The organism is Leptolyngbya sp. ST-U4, from assembly GCF_039962215.1.
In the GTDB taxonomy this organism is placed as follows: domain Bacteria; phylum Cyanobacteriota; class Cyanobacteriia; order Elainellales; family Elainellaceae; genus Leptolyngbya_A.
Genome location: NZ_JAMPKZ010000001.1, coordinates 551942 through 574474, shown reverse-complemented (window position 1 = coordinate 574474; position 22533 = coordinate 551942). Strand labels below are relative to the sequence as shown.

21 protein-coding genes and 1 pseudogene are annotated in these 22533 nt (G+C 52.1%); 11 read left to right on the top strand and 11 right to left on the bottom strand.

The features are described from left to right. The first annotated feature begins 271 nt into the window (after positions 1–271). The 7 genes from NDA02_RS02490 to NDA02_RS02460 all read left to right on the top strand — a co-directional run bounded on the left by NDA02_RS02490 (position 272) and on the right by NDA02_RS02460 (position 7893). Positions 272–1435, top strand: coding sequence for a metallophosphoesterase (locus NDA02_RS02490; protein ID WP_348254348.1), 1164 nt, complete (start codon positions 272–274; stop codon positions 1433–1435). Between the two features lie 216 nt (positions 1436–1651). Beyond that, positions 1652–2035 (top strand): 30S ribosomal protein S12, encoded by a 384-nt coding sequence (rpsL, locus tag NDA02_RS02485; RefSeq protein ID WP_190790286.1) that lies wholly within the window; start codon positions 1652–1654, stop codon positions 2033–2035. 332 nt (positions 2036–2367) lie between these two features. Continuing rightward, positions 2368–2838 (top strand): 30S ribosomal protein S7, encoded by a 471-nt coding sequence (rpsG, locus tag NDA02_RS02480; RefSeq protein WP_190790287.1) that lies wholly within the window; start codon positions 2368–2370, stop codon positions 2836–2838. 263 nt (positions 2839–3101) lie between these two features. Next, a complete protein-coding gene (gene fusA, locus NDA02_RS02475; RefSeq protein ID WP_348245939.1) occupies positions 3102–5222 on the top strand; it encodes an elongation factor G in 2121 nt (706 codons plus the stop codon). A 25-nt stretch (positions 5223–5247) separates the two neighbouring features. Continuing rightward, complete coding sequence (gene tuf, locus NDA02_RS02470) at positions 5248–6477, top strand: elongation factor Tu (RefSeq protein WP_190791333.1); 1230 nt, start codon at positions 5248–5250, stop codon at positions 6475–6477. A 292-nt stretch (positions 6478–6769) separates the two neighbouring features. Next, a complete protein-coding gene (gene rpsJ, locus NDA02_RS02465) occupies positions 6770–7087 on the top strand; it encodes a 30S ribosomal protein S10 (protein ID WP_058882368.1) in 318 nt (105 codons plus the stop codon). Between the two features lie 164 nt (positions 7088–7251). Next, positions 7252–7893 (top strand): LON peptidase substrate-binding domain-containing protein, encoded by a 642-nt coding sequence (locus NDA02_RS02460; protein WP_190791332.1) that lies wholly within the window; start codon positions 7252–7254, stop codon positions 7891–7893. A 178-nt stretch (positions 7894–8071) separates the two neighbouring features. On the opposite strand, the gene pheA is transcribed toward NDA02_RS02460, so the two are convergent. The 3 genes from pheA to NDA02_RS02445 form a co-directional block, all read right to left on the bottom strand. Continuing rightward, positions 8072–8932: a prephenate dehydratase gene (gene pheA, locus NDA02_RS02455; protein ID WP_190791331.1), complete on the bottom strand. Its 861-nt coding sequence runs from the start codon at positions 8930–8932 to the stop codon at positions 8072–8074. Between the two features lie 195 nt (positions 8933–9127). After that, the gene (mnmE, locus tag NDA02_RS02450) at positions 9128–10516 is read right to left on the bottom strand and encodes a tRNA uridine-5-carboxymethylaminomethyl(34) synthesis GTPase MnmE (RefSeq protein WP_190791330.1); all 1389 of its coding nucleotides are present in this window, start codon (positions 10514–10516) and stop codon (positions 9128–9130) included. Positions 10517–10803: 287 nt separating this feature from the next. Next, positions 10804–11472, bottom strand: coding sequence for a hypothetical protein (locus NDA02_RS02445; protein WP_348254346.1), 669 nt, complete (start codon positions 11470–11472; stop codon positions 10804–10806). 219 nt (positions 11473–11691) lie between these two features. Here NDA02_RS02445 and rbsK point away from each other — a divergent pair, with 219 nt between their 5' ends. The 4 genes from rbsK to NDA02_RS02425 all read left to right on the top strand — a co-directional run bounded on the left by rbsK (position 11692) and on the right by NDA02_RS02425 (position 15475). Further along, the gene (gene rbsK / locus NDA02_RS02440) at positions 11692–12615 is read left to right on the top strand and encodes a ribokinase (protein WP_190791328.1); all 924 of its coding nucleotides are present in this window, start codon (positions 11692–11694) and stop codon (positions 12613–12615) included. Positions 12616–12681: 66 nt separating this feature from the next. Continuing rightward, complete coding sequence (locus NDA02_RS02435; RefSeq protein WP_190791327.1) at positions 12682–13338, top strand: DUF938 domain-containing protein; 657 nt, start codon at positions 12682–12684, stop codon at positions 13336–13338. A 140-nt stretch (positions 13339–13478) separates the two neighbouring features. Further along, a complete protein-coding gene (locus NDA02_RS02430; protein ID WP_190791336.1) occupies positions 13479–13625 on the top strand; it encodes a hypothetical protein in 147 nt (48 codons plus the stop codon). A gap of 83 nt (positions 13626–13708) precedes the next feature. Next, a complete protein-coding gene (locus NDA02_RS02425; protein ID WP_190791335.1) occupies positions 13709–15475 on the top strand; it encodes an ABC transporter ATP-binding protein in 1767 nt (588 codons plus the stop codon). A 98-nt stretch (positions 15476–15573) separates the two neighbouring features. On the opposite strand, the gene NDA02_RS02420 is transcribed toward NDA02_RS02425, so the two are convergent. The 8 genes and pseudogenes from NDA02_RS02420 to NDA02_RS02385 all read right to left on the bottom strand — a co-directional run bounded on the left by NDA02_RS02420 (position 15574) and on the right by NDA02_RS02385 (position 22137). After that, complete coding sequence (locus NDA02_RS02420; RefSeq protein ID WP_190791326.1) at positions 15574–15750, bottom strand: chlorophyll a/b-binding protein; 177 nt, start codon at positions 15748–15750, stop codon at positions 15574–15576. Positions 15751–15911: 161 nt separating this feature from the next. Then, entirely contained in the window at positions 15912–16256 is a 345-nt protein-coding gene (locus NDA02_RS02415) for a hypothetical protein (protein ID WP_190791325.1), read from the bottom strand. A 736-nt stretch (positions 16257–16992) separates the two neighbouring features. Continuing rightward, the gene (locus tag NDA02_RS02410) at positions 16993–17769 is read right to left on the bottom strand and encodes a hypothetical protein (RefSeq protein ID WP_190791324.1); all 777 of its coding nucleotides are present in this window, start codon (positions 17767–17769) and stop codon (positions 16993–16995) included. An 844-nt stretch (positions 17770–18613) separates the two neighbouring features. Continuing rightward, positions 18614–19066 (bottom strand): annotated as a pseudogene (locus NDA02_RS02405) (ferritin family protein); the annotation flags it as partial. Positions 19067–19127: 61 nt separating this feature from the next. Beyond that, a complete protein-coding gene (locus NDA02_RS02400; protein WP_190790795.1) occupies positions 19128–19967 on the bottom strand; it encodes a M56 family metallopeptidase in 840 nt (279 codons plus the stop codon). Continuing rightward, on the bottom strand, positions 19967–20386 hold the full coding sequence (locus NDA02_RS02395; protein WP_190790796.1) for a BlaI/MecI/CopY family transcriptional regulator: 420 nt from the start codon (positions 20384–20386) through the stop codon (positions 19967–19969). Before NDA02_RS02395 ends, NDA02_RS02400 begins: the two co-directional genes overlap by 1 nt. A 74-nt stretch (positions 20387–20460) precedes the next feature. Further along, positions 20461–21843 carry a tRNA (N6-isopentenyl adenosine(37)-C2)-methylthiotransferase MiaB gene (miaB, locus tag NDA02_RS02390; protein ID WP_190790797.1) on the bottom strand — a complete coding sequence of 461 codons (1383 nt, stop codon included), beginning with the start codon at positions 21841–21843 and terminating at the stop codon, positions 20461–20463. 138 nt (positions 21844–21981) lie between these two features. After that, a complete protein-coding gene (locus NDA02_RS02385; protein ID WP_190790798.1) occupies positions 21982–22137 on the bottom strand; it encodes a hypothetical protein in 156 nt (51 codons plus the stop codon). Positions 22138–22533 lie beyond the last annotated feature (396 nt).

The following is a 22533-nucleotide window of genomic DNA, read 5'->3' as shown; positions in this document are numbered from 1 at the left end:
ACCTTTCCTAGCCTAATCGATCGCTGAATCGACCAATGCAATCCGCTCCCTCAGAATGCATGTAATCAACAACCTTATCCGGGCTTCTTGTGAAGCTTCAATTCGGGCTTCTTGTGAAATGATCATCTTGCCTTTTGGAGCGGGGCATTCAAGCAACCGATCCGACAAGCCATCGAGATTCAAATCATTGCAACTCGCACGATATCCCTAATTTTCAAGCTCCCCGTCCAGAAGTTATACTCGCACCAAGCCTTTTAATATTCAAAATTTCATGTCGCTCCGCTTTCGTTTTGGAATTATCAGCGATCCTCACATCGCTTTACCTCACACAATTTGGGATTCGCCCCACCGCTTTCATCTGGTCGAAGTCAGCATTCCGGCGATCGAACAAGTTCTGGATCACCTCACCCAGCTCGACTTAGATTTCCTGCTGCTACCTGGTGATCTGACTCAGCACGGTGAACCGGAAAATCATGCCTGGCTCGCCGATCGCCTTTCGCGGCTGCCGTTTCCTGCCTATGTGATTCCTGGCAATCACGATATTCCTCACGCTTTTGCAACTGATAAATCGATCGGACTCAAAGAGTTTCCCCACTACTACCAGAAATTTGGCTACAGCGATCCCAACCAACCCTACTACACCTGCAAACTGCTGCCCGGAGTGCGGCTGATCGGGCTAAATTCTAATTTCTTCGATGCTGCCGGACAGCAAATAGCCACAGGTCGTTTAGACGACAATCAGTTCGCCTGGCTTCAGCAGGTGTTATCTGAAACAGCAGGCGAATTTGTTCTGGTGATGGTACATCATAATGTCCTAGAGCATCTGCCCGGACAGTCCCAAAACCCGATGGGGCAGCGATATATGCTATCCAACGCGCCGGAACTGCTGGCTCTACTGCGACAGGCAGGCGTACAGCTTTTATTAACCGGGCATCTGCACGTTCAGGATGTCGCGCAGCAAGGAAATCTCTACGAAATTACAACGGGTTCTCTGGTCAGCTATCCCCATCCCTATCGAGTGCTCGAATTCTACCAGGATGATTCCCCTAACGGAGAACTGCAAAGCACGCACGACACCCAGCTCGAAATCCAATCCCATCACATTACATCGGTTCCCGGTTTCCCAGATTTATCTCACACTTCGCGGGAATGGATGGGCGATCGATCGCGCTCCTTTATGCTCAAGCTTCTGACCCAACCTCCTTTGAATTTGCCTCTGGAAGCGGCTGAGCAATACGTACCCTCCCTCAGATATTTTTGGGCAGATATTGCGAAGGGAGACAGTCAATTTTATTTCCCAGAATTTCCACCGCGGCTCAACCGATACTTTGCTCAGTTTGGTGCGATCGCTCTTCAGGAGAATGAAGAGGTTGTAGGTGAGGCGATCGATAATCAGGCAGTTCTCTCACTGGGAGGTAGGTTGAGGAGTCTTTGACCTCCTGAATTGCTCTCGAAATTCCCGATTTGGGAGAACTTTGAAAGCCAGTAGTGCTCTGGCTCACTTCTTTCAGAATGAGGGGGTTAGGGGAGCAGCTTGAGATGACCACACAAACCCGATCGGCAGAATTGACGGATTTTCAATAAAATTGATATATTAGTAGACTGTGAAAACTTTAGGAAAATACTCAAGCGGCAAGACCTGCTCTAACTCATGCCAACGATTCAGCAGCTAATCCACACCGAACGCCAGAAAATTACTAAGAAAACCAAGTCCCCAGCTTTGAAGAGCTGCCCTCAGCGTCGTGGCGTCTGCACGAGGGTTTACACGACTACGCCCAAAAAGCCGAACTCAGCCCTGCGGAAGGTGGCGCGGGTTCGCCTTACTTCGGGATTTGAAGTTACGGCATATATCCCCGGTATTGGTCACAACTTGCAGGAACACTCGGTTGTTATGATTCGGGGTGGACGGGTTAAAGACCTTCCGGGCGTTCGCTATCACATTATCCGTGGAACGCTGGACACCGCAGGCGTGAAAGACCGCAAGCAGGGTCGATCGAAGTACGGCGCGAAGCGTCCCAAGGCAGCAACTAAGTAGATAGTTCATCAATGTTTCGCTGCGTCTCGTCGCTGTCTGCTGAGCAATCTGAGTTCTGCAAATGCCTGCAGTCTACTGCTCAGCTTTATGCTCTAACTGTTTAACGTTCGACTCTTTAAGCAGTCCTGATTGCCTGGGCTGCTTGAAGCAATGTGTGGGACCATTTCCTGCTCATGCGGCTGAGCGGACAAAAAAACTATTGGGGAGACCAGCCGAAGCGATGCGTTTCCTGTATTTCTTCGGTAAACTGTACTCCCTGTAAAAACCTAAAAACCTGCTGTCCTTAAGGGCGGCTCCGCAATCAAAGTCAAGCAAGATCAAGGTCAAAGCTTATGTCTCGTCGTACAACTGTTCAAAAACGCCCAACTCCGCCCGATCCGGTACACAACAGCCGCCTCGTTAATATGATGGTCGTCCGCCTGATGAGAAGCGGCAAGAAATCCATCTCTTACCGAATTGTTTACGATGCGTTCAAGATTATTCAGGATCGCACGGGCAACGAACCGCTTGAAGTGTTTGAGCGGGCAATCAAAAATGCCACTCCCCTGGTCGAAGTGAAAGCTCGCCGGGTGGGTGGTGCAACTTATCAGGTTCCGATGGAAGTTCGCTCCGATCGCGGCACGGCACTGGCCCTGCGCTGGCTTACGACCTATTCCCGAGCGCGTCCCGGCAAATCGATGGCAAGCCGTCTGGCAAACGAACTGATGGATGCCGCTAACGAAACAGGCAGCACAATCAAAAAGCGGGAAGAAACCCACCGGATGGCAGAAGCTAACAAAGCGTTCGCCCACTACCGTTACTAAATTTGCTCTGGCGAGATTGCGATCGCAGTCAGGCGAGTGATTTGCACCAGCAGTGTTTCCTGGGGAGTAGGCATCTTGCCCGCCCAGTTCACTAAGCTGAATCACTTGCCGCTTGCGATTGGTGAGGATACCCATCCAATAAGGTTGGAAATCCGCAATCGTGAGAGTTCGCAGAAACTACACAGAGCCAGGGACAAAAGTATAGAATCTTAACAGTGCTTGTCGCTAAGCATAAAGATGCAGCAGAGACTAAGGAGGTAGCTGTGGCACGGACCGTCCCGCTAGAACGGGTGAGAAACATTGGCATTGCCGCGCATATCGACGCGGGTAAAACGACGACAACTGAACGAATTCTGTTTTACTCCGGTGTGGTTCACAAGATGGGTGAGGTTCACGAAGGAACTGCCGTCACCGACTGGATGGAACAGGAACGGGAACGGGGCATCACGATTACGGCTGCTGCAATCAGTACGCAGTGGACTCGTCGAAATCCTGATGATCCAACTCAGCCGATGCCCGGTGAACCCGAATATCGCATTAATATCATCGACACGCCGGGTCACGTAGACTTCACTATCGAAGTCGAGCGATCGATGCGGGTGCTGGACGGTGTAATTACTGTGCTTTGCTCAGTCGGCGGCGTTCAACCCCAGACAGAAACTGTTTGGCGGCAAGCCGATCGCTATAGAGTGCCTCGCTTCATCTTCGTTAATAAGATGGATCGGACGGGCGCGAATTTCTACAAGGTTTACAGCCAGGTAGTCGATCGCCTGCGGGCAAACGCTGTGCCGATTCAACTTCCGATCGGGGCTGAAGACCAGCTGCGCGGCATTGTAGATCTGGTGCGGATGAAGGCATATATCCACGCCAACGATCTCGGTACGGATGTTCAAGTCACGGATATCCCGGAAGAGATGCAAGATCTGGTGCAGGAATATCGCACAAAGCTGATCGAATCTGTTGCCGAAACTGACGACAAATTAATCGAAAAGTACCTGGGCGGCGAAGAACTTACCGAAGACGAGATTCGGGCAGGTTTAAGAAAGGGAACTATTGCGGGAACGATCGTCCCCATGCTGTGCGGTTCTGCCTTTAAGAATAAGGGCGTGCAGCTCATGCTGGATGCGGTGATTGACTATCTGCCTGCGCCTTCTGAAGTCCCTCCGATTCAGGGCACCCTGCCCGATGGCAGCGAAGCAGTGCGTCATGCAAACGACAATGAGCCGCTGTCTGCGCTGGCGTTCAAGATCATGGCAGACCCTTACGGTCGCTTGACCTTTGTGCGCGTGTATTCTGGTGTTCTGACGAAGGGCAGCTATGTCTACAATGCAACGAAGGGCAAGAAAGAGCGGATTTCGCGCCTGATCATACTGAAGGCAGACGATCGCCAGGAAGTAGACGAACTGCGGGCAGGCGATCTCGGTGCAGCTCTTGGACTGAAGGACACCTTTACCGGAGACACGATCTGCGACGAGAACTCAACCATCATCCTGGAATCGCTGTTCGTTCCTGAGCCCGTGATCTCGGTTGCAGTTGAGCCGAAGACTAAGCAGGACATGGACAAGCTCTCCAAAGCACTGCAAGCTCTGTCGGAGGAGGATCCCACCTTCCGCGTTACGGTTAATCCCGAAACGAATCAAACCGAGATTGCCGGAATGGGTGAGCTTCACCTGGACATCCTGGTCGATCGAATGAAGCGGGAATACAAGGTTGAGGCAAACATTGGTGCGCCTCAGGTGGCATACCGTGAAACCATTCGTAAACCTGTTCGGACGGAAGGCAAATTCGTGCGTCAGAGCGGCGGTAAGGGTCAGTACGGTCATGTGGTCATTGAGGTCGAACCGGGTAAACCAGGATCGGGCTTTGAATTTGTCTCGAAGGTCGTCGGCGGTGCGATTCCAAAAGAATATGTTGCCCCGGCTGAGCAAGGGATGAAAGAAGCCTGCGAGTCCGGCATCATTGCTGGGTATCCAGTGATTGACTTGAAGGTAAGATTAGTAGATGGGTCGTTCCACGAGGTTGACTCTTCTGAAATGGCTTTCAAGATTGCTGGCTCAATGGCAATCAAGGATGCTGTGATGAAGGCATCGCCTGTTCTGTTAGAGCCTATGATGAAAGTTGAGGTCGAAGTTCCCGAAGACTTCATTGGAAACGTCATTGGCGACCTTAACTCTCGAAGAGGTCAAATCGAAGGACAGGACACCGAGCAGGGAATTGCAAAGGTGACTTCTAAAGTCCCTCTCGCAGAGATGTTTGGATATGCTACCGATATCCGGTCTAAAACCCAGGGTCGCGGCATATTCACGATGGAATTCAGCAACTACGACGAGGTTCCTCGTAACGTGGCTGAAACCATCATCGCAAAGAGCAAAGGGAACGCATAGTCAGTAAAGAGGAACGGATAGATACATGGCACGCGCAAAGTTTGAACGGACTAAACCCCACGTCAACATCGGTACGATCGGTCACGTTGACCACGGCAAAACCACGCTGACGGCTGCGATCACAATGACCCTGGCTGCTCTTGGACAGGCGCAAGCGAGAAAATACGATGAAATCGATGCGGCTCCCGAAGAGAAGGCACGGGGTATTACGATCAACACCGCTCACGTAGAGTACGAAACTGAAAATCGGCACTACGCCCATGTGGACTGTCCGGGACACGCTGACTACGTGAAGAACATGATCACGGGTGCAGCACAGATGGACGGTGCAATCCTGGTGGTAGCAGCGACCGACGGTGCAATGCCCCAAACCAAGGAGCACATTCTGCTGGCGAAGCAGGTCGGCGTACCCAGCATCGTGGTCTTCCTGAACAAGGTAGACATGGTGGATGACGAAGAATTGCTCGAACTGGTTGAACTCGAACTGCGCGAACTGCTCAGCGAATACGAGTTCCCCGGTGATGATCTGCCGATCGTGCGTGGTTCCGGCCTGAAGGCTCTGGAAGCGATGATCGCTAATCCGAAGACGGGTCGCGGCGAAAATGACTGGGTTGACAAGATCTACGAACTGATGGATGCGGTAGACTCCTTCATTCCCACGCCTGAGCGGGATGTGGACAAGCCCTTCCTGATGGCGGTTGAGGACGTATTCACGATCACGGGTCGGGGAACGGTCGCAACTGGACGGATCGAGCGTGGAAAGGTGAAGATTGGCGACAACATTGAATTGGTTGGCATTCGCGACACCCGTAATACAACTGTGACCGGAATCGAGATGTTCAAGAAGAGTCTCGAAGAAGGGATGGCAGGGGACAACGCGGGTCTGCTGCTGCGGGGTCTGAAGAAAGAAGACATCGAGCGTGGCATGGTGCTGGCGAAGCCCGGTTCGATTACGCCTCACACCGAATTTGAGGGTGAAGTGTACGTTCTGACCGAGAAAGAAGGTGGTCGTAAGACGCCGTTCTTCGCAGGCTACAAGCCCCAGTTCTATGTACGGACAACTGACGTGACGGGTTCGATCGAATCCTTCACCGCAGACGACGGCAGCAACGCCGAAATGGTGATGCCTGGCGATCGTATCAAAATGAATGTGAAGCTGATCAACCCGATCGCAATTGAGCAGGGAATGCGCTTCGCAATCCGTGAGGGCGGTCGGACGATCGGTGCAGGCGTGGTTTCTAAGATCCTCAAGTAATTCAAGATTGAGTCTTAGGGCAATCGTTTGAATAAAACATGGGCAGCAGTTGGTCTTTGGGCTGGCTGCTGTTCTTCTTTGACGCCGTGAAAGTCCCATTCCCCTAGTATTGAGGGATTTAGGGGGCGATGCAGGGTGTACCCATCCTGTGGCAATACCTGCTCAGACAACTCCTCTCCAAAATTTCCATAAAGCAGTACACTAGATCAGGCGACACGCTGCAAAGCCGCCTCTCTGGATTAAACCAGATTGAACCGACAAACTGAACCTAGACAACTTAACGGGAACGCTCATGGCAACGATTCAACAGCAAAAAATTCGGATTCGACTGAAGGCGTTCGATCGCCGCTTACTGGATACTTCCTGCGAAAAGATTGTAGACACGGCAAACCGCACCAATGCGACTGCGATCGGTCCAATTCCTCTCCCCACGAAGCGTCGGATTTACTGCTTGCTGCGATCGCCGCACGTAGACAAAGACTCGCGGGAGCACTTTGAAACCCGGACGCACCGCCGTATTATTGACATTTACCAGCCTTCATCTAAGACGATCGATGCGTTGATGAAGCTGGATCTGCCCGCAGGCGTGGACATTGAAGTGAAGCTGTAAATCGTCGAGCTCTCCGCTTGGGATTGCCTTCACGAATACGATAGACTGTGAAGAGTAGCTTAATCTTTCAAGATGGCTACTCTTTTTGCATTAGACCTTTGCGGGTGCGAAGCTGCCCACTGGGGTTAAAACGTATCTGTTTGCCGTTAGGGATAGAGACTGCAATGACTTTTTCCTCATCGATCGCCGTTCGTGAACTGCCCCTCTTTCCCCTTCCCGAAGTTGTTTTATTTCCTGGTCGTCGCCTCCCCCTTCATATCTTTGAGTTTCGCTATCGGATCCTGATGAATACGGTTCTTCAGGGCGATCGTCGCTTTGGAGTGCTGATGGTTGATCCGGCGGAGGGGAATGTTTCTGGAATTGGATGCTGCGCCGAGATTGTTCAGCATAAGCGTACCTCAGACGATCGAATGTATGTTGAGACGATCGGGCAGCAGCGGTTTCGGGTGCTGGAATACGTGCGGGAGCGACCCTATTACGTGGGCTTGGTCGAGTGGATCGAGGATCACCCGTCAGAGCAAGATTTACGAGGTCTTGCAGGAGATGTGAATCAGCTTTTAGAAGATGTGGTGAAACTTTCCACAAAGTTAACCGGGCAGGAAATTGAACTGCCGGACGATATTCCCAGTTCGCCGATCGAGCTGTCCTACTGGGTGGCGTCGAATCTGCAGGGCGTTCCTCAGGAACAGCAAGCTCTTCTGGAATTGCAGGACACGGTAGCCCGACTAGAGCGAGAAGCTGAAATTCTTACTTCGACTCGGAATCATCTTGCTGCTCGGACTGCGTTGAAGGACGTGTTTCAATAGCATTCGACCTGCTGCACTCAGGAAGCCAAATTGATTAAGAAGTGCGAAACAACTTTTGTCACTCAATTTCTGTGACTTGATTTCTATGACTCGATCGCCTTCTGCTTAACCAACTACAGCGTTAAGAAAGCCCGGTGTTAAGACTGTTGTGCCCGTGTGTGATCCTGTTGTGATCAACTCACTCTGGCTTTAGCTGTCCATTGACTACGGTCTGAATGTTGTAGCTGCCGAAGATCTTCAGAGTTTCGGTGCAGCTTCTTAGTTCTGCTAGGGCAGACTGCACTGCCTCGGACTGCAAATCGGCTTCTAGATCCACAAAAAACAAGTAATCTCCAATGGCTCGCTTTGTGGGGCGAGATTCAATGCGGCTAAGGTTAATATTGCGTCTTGCCAGCACATCCAGCGTCTTCACTAAAGAACCGGGCACGTTGGCAGGCAGATTGAAGGCAAGCGAAGTGTGTTTTCCAGTAGAGGCAGGTTCGAGGCTGATAATCCAGAAGCGGGTGCAGTTGTCAGGCAGGTCGTTAATGGGATGAGCCAAGATTGGCAAATTATAAAGGTGAGCCGCTCGCTCAGACGAAATTGCACCGATGTGCGGGTTGTCCAAGTGCTGGAGTGCTTCTGTGGTGGAGTTGGTTGGAATCAGCTGAGCCGTGGGCAGAAATTTTTCGAGCCAGCCCTGACATTGGGAAATTGCTTGTGGGTGAGAGTAGACGATTTCGATCGCCTCTAACCCGGACGCACGGGACAGCAGCGCATGGGAAATCGGCAAAACAAGTGCCTGCTGAATTTGGAGCGCGTCAAACTGCCAGACCGTATCAAGCGTCATCCGAACACTGCCCTCGGTTGAATTTTCGACTGGGACGACGGCAACCGGGACTTCTTGCTGTGCGACAGCACGAATCGCTTGAGCAATGCTGGGGTAAGGCATTAAAGGCAGCGTTATGCCCTTGGTTTGGGACAACCACTGAGCGCAAGCAATCGCAGCACTCTCGGTATAGGTTCCTGTGGGTCCCAGATAAGCGATTAATTCTGGCATAGGAGATATCGGGGCAATCAGCGAAAGAAGAAACGCAGATCGTGCTGAAGCTATGCAATAGCATACCTTGTTTGGGCAAAAAGCAATCGGGGGCGACGAAGCCTGCGGTTTGCCTGAAGTTTCCTGGCTGTAAGGGCACTGCGAAGCAGCTTTCTCGACCCATCTAGGTAATCTGGGACGGTTTAAAGAGTGAAGTTACTTGCCGATGCAGAACTTGCTAAAGATTTGATCCAGCACAGCTTCGGTCACTTCTTCTCCGGTAATTTCTCCTAGAGCCTGGATTGCTGAGCGCAAATCGATCGTCCAAAAATCGAGTGGCAATTGAGCGGCGATCGTCTCCTGAACTTGGGCGAGTGCGCTCTGGGCGCGGGTGAGGGCGGCAGCTTGTCGCTGGTTGATGGCAAAGTCGAGGTTCGCTGCCTGAAGTTGATCTGCGTGAATAATAGCAACGATCGCCTTCTCTAAATCTTCAATACCTTTTTGCTGGGCAGCGGCGGTTTTAACGATTGGGTGTCCGGCAGGAAGGTCGGGCAGGGTATCAATGAGGTCAATTTTATTGAGCACCAGAATGAGCGGACGGTGCTTGACCTGCTGATAAATTTCGAGGTCTTCTGCGGTCCAGCCTGCTTCAGCATCAACGGTTAGCAGAACCAGATCGGCAGTCTGGGCGGCTTGGTGCGATCGTTCGACGCCGATTTGCTCGACGCGATCAGCGGCTTCCCGAATGCCTGCGGTGTCGAGTACCTGAACCGGAATGCCCTGCACCACCAGATAAGATTCCACCACGTCGCGGGTGGTTCCGGGTAGATCCGTGACGATGGCGCGATCGGTACGGCTCCAGGCATTGAGCAAACTGGATTTGCCGACATTGGGACGACCCACGATCGCCACCTTCACGCCCGTTCGCAGCAGTTCTCCTCGATCGGCTGTCGCAAGAATTTGCTGAACCGATCGCCGAACTTCATCAATTTGTACCCGAATCCAGTCTTCGTCGAGCGGCGGCAGATCGTCCTCAAAATCAATCCGGGCTTCGACTTCTGCCAGAATTTCCAGACCGATCGATCGCAGGTGGCGAATGGGCTGGGCTAGCTTGCCCTGAAGTCCTGCCAGTGCGGTTTGGGCAGCCTGGGTAGACTGTGCCCCTACCAGATCGGAAATGCTTTCTGCCTGGGTGAGATCGATCCGACCATTGAGAAACGCTCGCAGTGTGAATTCTCCGGGCTGTGCCAGTCTTGCGCCCTGCTCCAGGCAAAGCTGAAGCACCTGCTGCACTGCCATCATGCCGCCGTGACAGTGAAATTCCACCACGTCTTCACGAGTATAGGAACGGGGAGAGAGCATCAGCATCAGCAACGCTTCATCGATCCCCTGCCGGGTTTGGGGATGGCGCACCTGCCCATAAAGAATGCGGTGACTTTCCCAGGTCTGATTTCCAGGTGCATCAAACAGCGATCGGGCGATCGCCAGTGCCCCTCGACCTGAAAGCCGCACAATGCTAACGCTGCCCTGCTGAGGCACAACGGCTGTGGCAATAGCGGCGATCGTTTCGCCCTGATAAATTTTGGCTGGAGCTGGATGACCCATGCGGTTTGCTTGATTCCTTGATGCTGGGTAAATCCCTGACGAGATTGTCTCTTTCATCCTACTCCAGCCCCAGAGCGGCAATGGCACGAATGCAAGCTTCAGCCCTGCAAAAGCGAGGCAAAAGCGAGGCAAAAGACACAAAAAAGGAGATACAGCTTAGCCGTACCTCCGAGGATGGGGTTAGATGCAGTTTGATTGTTTAATCGCTAGACGAATCGCCGCACGAATCGCCATCTATTCAGGCTTAAAAACTTAAAAACAGTGCGGCTTAGGGTTCTCGCATTGCCTTAGATTTCGTCGTCTTCTTCGATTTCGTCGTCGTCCACATCGAGCGCTTCATCGATCGACTGAGCTGCATGACGGAACGCATTGCCCAGCTTGTGCAGTTTGCCCTTGTAGCCGCGCTGAGCCTCGTTAGCGAGTTCGTCGGTTTGTTCGCCCAGTTCGTCCAGTAGTTCGATAACGTCTTCGCTCTGGTCTTTCTTGCCCGACAGCAACTTTTTAAGCTGTTTCAGGTTCGCAGCAACTTCTTTGTAGGACTCGTCTTTGGACTTATGCAGGATGTCGTACCATTCGTCGATCATGCCGACTGCGACTTCCGCATCCATTTCGGTAATGTTGTGTGCGGCAAAGATTTCGAGCAAACCGTCTAGCTCTTGTGCTTCATCGATTTCGTTCTCAGAGTGAGACTTTTCTGCTTTCGCAGGGTCGTTCTTGCTGGCTTTTGTGTGATCGTCTTTTTTGCCTTTCGACTCTGGGCGCGATTCAGCCGTGTTTTCCTTTGCTTTTTGATTGTGCTTTTCTTTCTGATCGTCTTTCTCTACGTGCTTCGCTTCACCGTCAGTTTTGTCTTTTGCTTTTGCACGCGATTCAGCCGCATTCTCTTTGGCTTTTTGATTATGCTTTTCATGCTGATCTTCAGCAGTCGGCTTGCTCTTTTCTTCTTTAGCTGCCATGGGATAATCCTTTGTAGGAAGAACGGTACGACGATCAGCATAAAAAGCTTGATTTGCCTCAACCCTCTTTCCAAAGGTCTAATGTAAACAGCCCTCCGTCGAAAGAAATGCTTTTGAGTGCCGATCGCCCCTCAACTGCTCCATTCCCCGCTCGTTTGCCGTTTTCGATCGCGCTTTTTCCCAGTTTTGCCCCATAATTTTGCCGTATGAGTATTCCGCATGAGTGTCATTGTCTTTGGTAGCCTTAATCTCGATCTGGTTGCCCGAACACCTCGGCTCCCGATGCCCGGTGAAACATTGACCGGATACTCGTTTGAGACGATTCCAGGCGGTAAGGGCGCAAATCAAGCAGTGGCAGCCGCTCGGCTTGGCATTTCAACGCACTTGATTGGGCGAGTGGGGGGCGATCGGTTTGGGCAAACGCTGCTTCAATCCCTTCAGAGCGATGGTGTTCACTGCGAAGGTGTAGCGATCGATGAGGCGAGTCATTCGGGCGTGGCGCTGATTACCGTCGATGATGCCAGCGAGAATCAGATCATTGTGATTTCTGGTGCAAACGGACAGGTTGGCGAGGCAGAGGTGCATCGTCTGCGATCGGTTTTGTCGGACGCAAAGGTACTGCTGCTTCAGCTTGAGGTACCTCTGGCAGCCATCGAGGCAGCAGCTCAGGCGGCAAAACAGGCAGGCATCCCAGTAATTCTCGATCCGGCTCCAGCCCAATCGGATTTCCCCGCTGAACTTTACTCGCTGATTGATATTCTGACGCCAAACCAGGTGGAAGCCAGTCAGCTTGTGGGGTTTGCGATCGACACCGAAGCTGAGGTGGTTCGTGCCGGACAAATTCTACATCAGCGCGGCGTGCAGACAGTGGTAATCAAGCGCGGCAAACAGGGGGCATGGGTTCAGACCGCAACAGAGGCGTTTGCGATCGAAGCCTTTCCGGTGCAAGCAATTGATACGGTTGCGGCAGGAGATGCCTTTAACGGGGGACTTGCGGCTGGACTCGCAAGCGGTTTGTCGCTTCAAGCGGCTCTGATTCAAGCGGCTGCGGTTGCTGCCCTTTCTGTTACCCAGACGGGGGCGCAGCCTTCGATGCCAACCCGAGAGGAGGTTGAGCGGTTTCTTGAAGAGATGGGGAGATGAGGGGAGGAGGAAAGTAAAAGCGTTAGAACAGTAGGATGAGTGAAAACTATGCCACGCTAAACCCCAATGTCTTTTCCTGATGCCCGTCAATATGCCCCGGCAACTGAGCGAAACCGTGAGCCGATCTTAAATGTGCTGCGTCAGGTGTTGCCGCCGGATGGAACGGTTTTGGAGATTTCGAGCGGGACGGGGGAACACGCTGTTTTTTTTGCGCCCCGGCTTGCTCCGCGTTTGTGGCTGCCTTCTGATCCTAATCCGCAAGCCCGTGCCAGTATTGCGGCATGGCGACAGCAAATCCCGGCTGAAAATCTCTATCCGCCAATTGCTCTGGATGTCCGCGATCCGGTGTGGGCAGTAGAGCAAAATCCCCTCCCCGAGGAGCTGCAAGGACTTAACCTGAACCGAAATCCGATTCGGGCGATCGTCAACATCAATATGATCCACATCTCGCCCTGGTCTGCAACGCTGGGACTGATGGCAGGCGTGTCTCGTTTGTTGCCAGGGGGTGGAATTTTGTATCTGTACGGTCCCTATCGGCAGAACGGCAGGCATACGGCCCCGAGTAATGCCGCGTTTGATCAGAGCTTGCAGATGCAGAATCCAGACTGGGGCGTGCGTGATCTGGAAGCGGTGGTGGCGGCAGCAGCGGCAGAAGGCTTGTCGTTTCTCAAAACCTGGGAAATGCCTGCCAATAATTTTTCGGTGGTGTTTGAAAAGCTTTAAGCCGACAGCCGATCGTCTTTGGACAAGCGAAGCAGTTGAGAAATCTGCTGACCAATCATAATAGAAGGTCTAAGTAAGCAAAACGGTTTTAGACCTTGACCCCGTGCAACGCAACCTTCACACAGCGCAGGAGCAACCCCATGCCTAGCCTCGATCGAAAAGCGAACCGCAAGATGGAGCAAAATATTGACAAAAATACGATCCGAATCGAGCCAGTGACTGTCGTGGTGGCAATTTTCGCGCTGCTGCTGCTGCCCCTGCTGCTGTCGGGCTTTCTGTTTCAGTAAGTTTCAGTCAGTTTGAGTGAGTTTCAGTTATTTCGCGTATTGAGGCGTTTGCTTTGACTTCTTCTCCTCACCCCCAATCTTCCATGAATTCGCTGCTGCGCGTGTTGGGCAGTCTCAGACACTATCGTTGGCTGGCAAGCGGCGCGTTGCTCAGTTCTTTGCTGCTGACGGCTGCCTATGCAGTCACGCCTCAATTGTTTCGGTGGGGGATCGATCGCGGCATTGCAGCGCAAAATTCCAGGGTGGTTCTGCTGTGCGCTGGGGCAATGGTGCTGGCGGCGATCGCGCGGGGACTGTTCAACTTTGGGCAAAGCTACTGGGCAGAAGCGGCATCGCAGGGGGTGGCTTACGATCTACGAAATCGGATTTTTGGCAAGATTCAAAACCTTAGCTTTAGCTATCACGATCGATCGCAAACGTCCCAGCTTCTAACCCGCGTCACCAGCGATATCGAGCAGATTCGATCGTTTCTCAGCACCAGTTTGATCCAGGTGATTAGTGGCTTGGTGACGCTGATTACGATCGCCACCATTCTAATTTTGATGAACTGGGAGCTTGCCCTGATTACGCTCACCGTTGTGCCCATGTCTGCCTGGCTCATGGCGCAATTTCTCACCCGCAATAGCGATTTGTTTCGGCGGGTGCAGGAGCAGTTAGGCGATCTGAATGCGGTGCTGCAAGAAAATCTGTTTGGTGTGCGAGTTGTGAAAGCCTTTGTGCGTGAACAGCCGGAATCCGATCGCTATACGCGACTGAACGATCGCCTGATCCAAACCAATATGCAGACGATTCGGGCGATTCGCAATACGTTTCCCTACATTTTTCTGCTGAGCAATCTGGTCACGGTCGTGGTCATTGGCTATGGTGGCGCGGCAGTGATTGACGGCAGGTTTTCGATCGGTCAACTGGTGGCGTTTAATTCTTACCTGCTGCTGATTTTGCAGCCAATTTTGCTGATTGGGTTTGCGGCTCCCGCTATTGCCCAGGCGGTGGCTTCGGCAGAAAGGGTGTATGAAGTGGTTGATGCGGCGGTGGAAATTCGCGATCGCCCCAATGCCGTTTTGTTTGAGACCTGCGGCGGCAGAATCACCTTTGAAAATGTTTGGTTTCGCTATCCCGGTGCCAGTACGGAAGCACTCAAGGGGATTTCGTTTGAAACCAAACCCAGGGAACTGATCGCGATTTTAGGCATGACTGGATCGGGCAAAAGCACGATCATGAACCTGATCCCGCGATTTTATGACGTTACCCAGGGAGGCGTGCGAATCGACGGACGAGATGTGCGCGATTTTCAGCTCAACAGCCTGCGATCGAAGATTGGCACCGTCTTTCAGGAAACCACGCTATTCTCCGGCACGATTCGCGAAAATATTGCCTATGCCAAGCCCGAAGCTACCCTGGAGGAAGTGATCTCCGTCGCCAAAACCGCTCAAATGCACGACTTCATCACTAGCCTGCCCGACGGTTACAGCACGATCGTTGGAGAACGGGGCATTGGCTTATCTGGCGGACAAAAACAGCGAATCGCGATCGCCCGCACCCTGCTCACCAGCTACAGCATCCTCATTTTGGATGACAGCACCTCAGCTGTTGATGCTCGCACCGCTAACGAAATTCAAACCGCCCTCGATGATCTGATGCGCCGCAAAACCTGCACGTCTTTCGTGATTGCTCAGCGCATTAGCACCGTTCGCAACGCCGATCGCATTCTGCTGATGGACAAAGGCAGACTCGTCGCCCAGGGAACCCACGAAGAGCTAATGCGAACCAGTCCGCTTTATGGAGTCATTTTGGAATCGCAAGTGAAGCGGGGTAGAGCAGCAGAACTGTCCCAAGAGTTGAAATTTTGACCTGGTTTCACTCGGTTCCTGCGCCGTTCAACCTGTCATGATCCCCTTTCACCCGTTCGCTTCCTGACTCACCTACTCCCTTCCTTACTCACTCACTACTAAATTAATCCCAGCCAGGACAATAACCCTTGTCCCGTGAAATATTCGATCGCGATCGTTGCGACGAAACCAATCATCGCAGCTCGACCATTAAGCTTTTCTGCATAAGCGTTGAAGCCAAACTTGGGTTCTGGCAGGCTAGGATTTACGGTTGGTTGAGATTGAGAAGAGACCATCGACTAAGTTCACAAAACTTCATCCCTATTGTAGAGGGTCAGCTTCCGATCGTGAGCAGTCGCAACCCGGAAGTTTTTGCTTGTAATGCTGAACCGATCTGATAAAGCTGCTGTGAATTTGTTGGGCAGCAGAGAGGCTGCGCTGACTCGTCCGCCTGAAATTACTTTGAGATGAAGCGCAAATTTCCTTTTAGGCTGGTGGGTTCAAGTTGTTTTGCCCATTGAATAAACTGCGGATCAAGCTGAGCCTCGCTGCTGCGAATTAGCAAAGCGGTGTAACAAGCCTCCTGCCGGACAACGATCGCCTGAAACTCGATGCCATGTGCAACTGCATAGCGCAGTCCCTCTAATCGCAGAGAAGATCCAAGCAGGGACTGCAAGCCGAGTGCCTGAAAAATAGCCTGCACCCAGCTCAAATCAGGATTTTCCTGAGAGGCTAGATATTCTTTAGGCAGACCGCTCAGATCAAAAATTGCTGCACCAATAACAGCATCTAGATAAGGCATGGAGAATTCCTCTGCTAGAGGAGCTAGAGGAAGGGAGAAACCCGGGGAACGAATACTGAGTAAATCACGACTAGCAGTCATATTGGTTAAGCAGAGATTGCCAAAGCGAGGAAGTTACTTGCAAAGCAACTCGACTTCCAGTGTAAAAAGCGGGAAATCAACAACGCGACCGTAGAATCCCTCTGCGATCGTGAATTTTCGATTGAATTGGCAGCTTGGTCTGTCATAGCGGAGGACGAACCGTAGAATAACTCTGTTGGAGACGATCGGTGGAAAGGCTGCTAAATCTAGGAAATCAACTAATTAAAGCGTGCTTGTCCTTAGTTCAAGCTGCCATGAAGAGTGCTCAACCACTTTCTTATCTTTTATTGCGCTGCGATCATCGTTTTTGTCAACTTTAAACACAACAAATTCGGTTTTCTGCTTCTGACTGCTTATCTTATTTACACAATCGTAAGTTTTAGCAGCATTCAAACCCGCTCGTCGTCTACCCACTTCCTGACGCGATCGGGCAGGAAATTAGCGATTACCCTTCGGGCAACTGCGAAGTACCTGGGTACAGCGTGCAGCCCACCTAGATATTCAAAAAAAGATATTCACAAAAAATAAGGGGGCAAAGCCCCCTTTCAGGTAGATGACGAGCAAGCTGAATCAAGGAAACAGTTGCTACCAATCCTCTATTCAGCTTTTACTAGCCCGAATTACCACAGACCGCGAACTGGAGCCGCCGGGCGAGTTACACCTGTGCTGCCCGTGCCTGTACCCAGACCTGTGCCGCTCGTGCCTGTACTGCCTGTGCCTGTACCGAACCCTGTGCCAGATGTACCCGAAGTTCCGGTAGTGGGGTTTTGCTCAGGGACAACCCGGCGAGTATCGTTGTTGAACGTACCATTTGTTCCGGGAGTTGTCGTACCGGGTCGAGTAATGGTGCTGGGAGAGGTCGTCGTGCCACCTGCCCCTGAGCCAGAACCGAAGCCGCTGGACGAACCACCCGTATTGGTCCGGTTTTGGGTGCCAAAATCCGGTGAGTTGGAGTTTGGTACATTAGGATTGGACTGGGAAGGAATATTGCTGGGATTGTTGAAAACGCCCCGCGGATCGTTGGGTCCAGTGCCATCGGATGAGCCATCGCCATCGCTACCAACACCGCCATTATCGCCGCCACTGCTGTTGCCACCAGCACCGCCGCCACTGCTGTTGCCACCAGCACCGCCGCTGTCACCACCAGCATTGCCACCAGCACCGCCACCAGTAGCGCTACCGCCGCCACCGCCGCCGCCACTGCTGCCACCAGCACCGCCGCTGTCACCGCCAGCCGTGCCGCCAGCACCGCCACCAGTGCTGCTATCGCCACCGCCGCCGCCACTGTTACCGCCGCCAGCACCGCCGCCGCTATTACCGCCGCCACCAGCGCCACCGCCGCCGCCAGCACCGCCGCCACCACCACCAGCACCACCGCCGCCACCGCCAGTAGCGATGAGCTGACTTTCATCAGCATGAGACGGAGCTTCATTTAACTGCCCCAGTGCCAGTGCTGGGAGGCTGACTAACACACCTGCACTCAAAAGTCCTACAAAGCTAAGCAGCTTCTTCACCGCCATTCGATCGCGCTTCTGATACATAAAACGTTCCTCAAGAAAAGTTGCTGAATATGTGTGAAATCCGCTCATGAACCAGGATGAGCAGAAAAGGTTTGCTGACAGAATTAATGGCAAGTCAGCCGCTGAAGTAGCCTAGAAGAATGAACAAAGGAAGTCTTCTTTGTTATCAGCTTGCAGTGCAGAAACATCTTTCCTTCTCTTGGAAGTTAAGGACTATAGCACTGCCTTCGCTCCTATTAAGACACGATAAAACAGCCCGTTCTTTTATTTGTCTATCGAAAGAATGAATCTCTTGCTTCTCGCTATAAACCCTCTGGCAAAGGGCCTATTCTGAGTATGTTTTAAGTGTTGACTACTTAGAAGAACCAAAGAGAAGAACCAAAGGTTTGTATAAACAAACTACAGTTTTAATTTAAATAATTAGGACAGTTTAATGACTGTAATACAATTCTTATCTCTGTAGAAACAGCAATAAAAGGGTGTAATTAATACAGCCTCCAAAGTCCGCCTTTAGATAGACGCTGCTTTATTGGCAGCCTGTAGATCGTTAACAGTTATTTTTTACCGAACTGTTCCTTTTAATGCTTTTGTGTTTTTGGATGCAAGTAGATAGAACCGGAGCAAATGACCACCGATCGCCCACTGGAAGCAACTTTCGCAGCGATTTAAGCCATTTGGGGTAGTCTGCCTGCTCGATCGCCATGCGCTTTAAGTTCAAGTCAGCGCAGTGATACAGGCGGCGGAAAAACTGCGAGCAACCGTGTAAATAATCCAATCGATCGGGAAGAAGGTGTCGCTGCGGGCTTTTGTGAAATAGCCCAGGTCAAGCGTGCGGTTGAAATCTTCCATCGGTTTATTGAAAAATCCAGCAGGGCGAGCTTCATCTCGTACTATCAAATGAAACATTTCAGCCAGGACAAGATTTCGATTTTTTAGCTTACGAGACAGTTCTTTAAACGGCAGAAATCCTGAAGATTCAGAAACACTCGATCGCTTTAGATAGTGAACAGATCTTTGTCGAGTTTTGCCGTCAATTTGTTCCCGGAATTTTTCAAAAGTAGCATCGCATCCGCAATGATTAAGATTGTAGTCTGCTCACGTCTCTGCCCACATTGCTTCAAACTCAGCCGCCTGAAGAGATAAACCAAGGTTTGCAGCAACGCCAAAGTTTGTAGTGTAAACGCGGGGAGTGATCAGCGTTTCTCCGATCGCTTTGCCTTTAACGCGATCGAGTCCAGGAGCCGTTAGCAGCCCATTAACCCTAATGAACTTAGACGTGAAGCGGCAGCGTTAGCAGCGGTAGCAGTCCCAGTCCCAGCCAGAGCCACGATCGCCCCTGACGCCCTATCTGCTGATCAGGAGAGAGCAATGCCTCGATTCGTTCTTCCAAACGATCGAGCGTTAGATCAGTGTTGAAGCCTGCCTGTAGGGTGGGAAACGGAGTTTGGATGTTCTGGACAATTTGCAGCAGAGATTCTGCAACGACGATCGGATCAACGCGCTGAGCTGCCCAAGCGTCTGCCCGCAGTTCTCGCAACAGCAGCAGTTCTTGCCAGAGGGCTTCGGTTTGGGGCAGCCAGAAGGTGATTTGTTCTAACCAGCCCAGCCAAAAAAACCAGAAAGTATCGCGATAGTGGGCGTGTGCCCGCTCATGGGTGAGGACGGCTTCGAGCTGTTCGGAGTTGAGCTGATTCAATAAGCCGCGACTGACCACGAGTTTCGATCGCCAGAAGCCTACCTGCGCTGCAAACGGAATCTCGGTTTCAAGCAGATGACCGCTCGTTTGAGCCACGGCTTCACAGGGGTAGCATTGAACCTGCTGCGCCGATCGCCAGCCTTGCCACGTCCGGTAGAACAGCGTGAGCAGCGCAAATCCGACAACGGCAATCGAAAACAGATAGCCAATCCAGCCCGTGGAAAAGCCCAGCATTGCCCCATCCATGCCCATCCATACCACTGCCCCACTCATCGTCAAGAGCAGCAGCGGTGGCAGAATCAACCGAGTCAGGGCAAATTGCCAGCGCGTTGCCCAATTGCCTTCGCCCGGAACAGAACCACAGCGCAGCAGCAAACCGATCCCGATCGCCAGTCCTGTCAGCAAAAAGTGCATCAGTTTCCCTCCTTGGCTTGGCGGGCTGCTTTTAACCGTTGGGCAATGGCATCTAGCTTTTCGATGCTGGCACAATCGAGCTGATCGGCAAAGGCAGCGACCACATCAGGATTGCCTACTGCTAAAAATCGCTGAAGCTGATCGTGTGCCTGAAACATCTGCGCCTCGCTCCGAGACACAAGCGGTCGCCACTGGAAGGCTCGATCCTGCCGATCGCAGACCAGCCAGCCCTTTTCGCTCAGCCGCCGCAAAACCGTTGTGACAGAGGCATAGGCAAGCTCACGATCGGGATCAGTGAGAATGCGATCGTGAATTTCCTTCACCGTGGCCGAGCCAAGCTCCCACAGAATTTCTAGAATCTCGGTTTCGAGGGGTCCGAGGGACAGGTGTTTCGGGCGACGGGGCGGTAAGGCAGACATGAGAGGTGAATCACAGAATGAAATTCGTATCTCCCAAAGTATAGCTGCGGAATGTCAGCTACTGAGCCAGACCCTTAAACACAAGCTGGCTGAACATTCCCCAGGCGTTCCCCTTGCGGGACGATCTCCCCGGTGAGGCTAAATGCGCGTGCTTCAGTGATCTTGACCTGCACAAGCTGACCCCGCAACTGCTCGATATTGCCCTCAAAGAAAGTGAGTCGATTGCCGCGTGTCCGCCCCATGACCTGCGCTGAATCTTTGGGATTGGGTTCTTCCACCAGGACTTCTTCGATGCGGCCGCCATAGCGCAGCGATCGTTCTGCCGCTTTGGTTGCCACCAGATGATTCAAACGTTGCAGGCGATCGGCTTTCCCGTCTTCAGAAAGCTGATTGTCCCACAGGGCGGCGGGAGTGCCGGGGCGGGGCGAGTAGGCAGCCGTATTGAGCTGATCGAAACCGATATCTTCGACGAGCTTCAGCGTGTTCTCAAACTGTGCTTCTGTCTCGCCAGGGAAGCCGACGATCGCATCTGCGCTAATGGCAGCATCGGGCATATAGCGACGAATCATGTCGATAATCCGGCGATATTTTTCATGGGTGTAGCCGCGTGACATTGCCTTCAGCACCTCGTTATCGCCCGACTGAAACGGAATGTGGAAATGCTCGCACACCTTAGGCAACTCAGCGCAGGCACGAATCAGCCGTTCAGTGAAATAGCGAGGGTGGCTGGTGGCAAATCGGAGGCGATCGATTCCCGGTACGTCATGCACAAAGTAGAGCAGATCGGTGAGCGTGTGCAGATGCCGCCCGTCTGCGGTCGCTCCCGGTAAATCGCGTCCGTAAGCGTCGATGTTTTGCCCCAGCAGCGTCACTTCTTTGTAGCCCTGCCGTCCTAGCTCCTCCATTTCTGCGCGGATTGCCTCTGGAGTACGAGACTGCTCCACTCCCCGCACATTGGGAACTACGCAGTAGGTGCAGCGTTCATTACAGCCGTAGATTACATTCACCCAGGCAGTCACGGCACTATCGCGGCGCGGCTTGGTAATGTCTTCAAAAATATGGACAGGCTCGGTTGCCACAATCTGATTTCCGGCAAACACCTGCTCTAGCAAATCTTGCAGACGATTGGCGTGCTGTGGTCCCATTACGAGATCCAGTTCAGGAACGCGACGCAGCAGCGATTCTCCTTCCTGTTGAGCGACGCAGCCTGCCACAATCAGCGTCAGGTCAGGCTGTTCGTGTTTGCGCTTTGCCTGCCTGCCCAGGTAGGAATAAACTTTTTGCTCGGCGTTGTCCCGAATTGTGCAGGTGTTGTAGAGGATAACGTTTGCCTCATCGGGAGACTCTGACCACGCAAACCCCATGTTTTCTAAAATGCCTGCCATCCGCTCGGAATCAGCTTTGTTCATCTGACAGCCGAACGTGGTGATGTGATAGCGACGGAGAGAATCAGTCATAGGTTTGTGAAATGGTTTGTGAAATCAGAGCGTGCTGAATCAGAAAAGAGAAATGAACTGGGGAATTGTCCGTTTCTTATTATAGGTTTTGTGGTAGGTTCCTCTTTCCCTGGCGATCGTTTCCCCTCCGAATTCCTTCTAAAAATTTCCCACAAAAAATCCCGGCAATAAAACCGGGAGATGTCCAATGGTGTGCTTGAGTGGCAGTGTTCCCACGTCTGTCCAGAAACAAACAGCAGTATCCAGCAGTAGTATCCGAAGCCCACAAAAAACTTGCCCCCGCATGACTGCCATGAGGCGGCTCCCCGATTTGCAGGGCTGTTCTATGTATGGCTCACGATCGCGCTATGCCTCAAGATCGCGACGCTCAGTCTGTTGCCTTCAGGGATTTCCTGCTGTTATTGGTTCTGGAAAAGCTACAAACCAGTGGTTTTCCTTCCTTAACCATCCTTCCTTAACCCAATTGAATCCACTCACTATTGGAGAATGAAGCTGTAGACGTTTGTAAATATTGTTTGCGTTTTGTAAACAATTCGTGCAATATATGCGTAGAGGTGAGTACGCAAGAGTTCTTCTCTTGAGTCCAAATCTCAAGTTCAACTTTGGAGCCAGTATGGTTCGGAATCGGTGTGGTTCAGAACCAGTATCGTCTGGAACCAGTATTGTCCAGAGCAGCAATTCGGGAGGTTG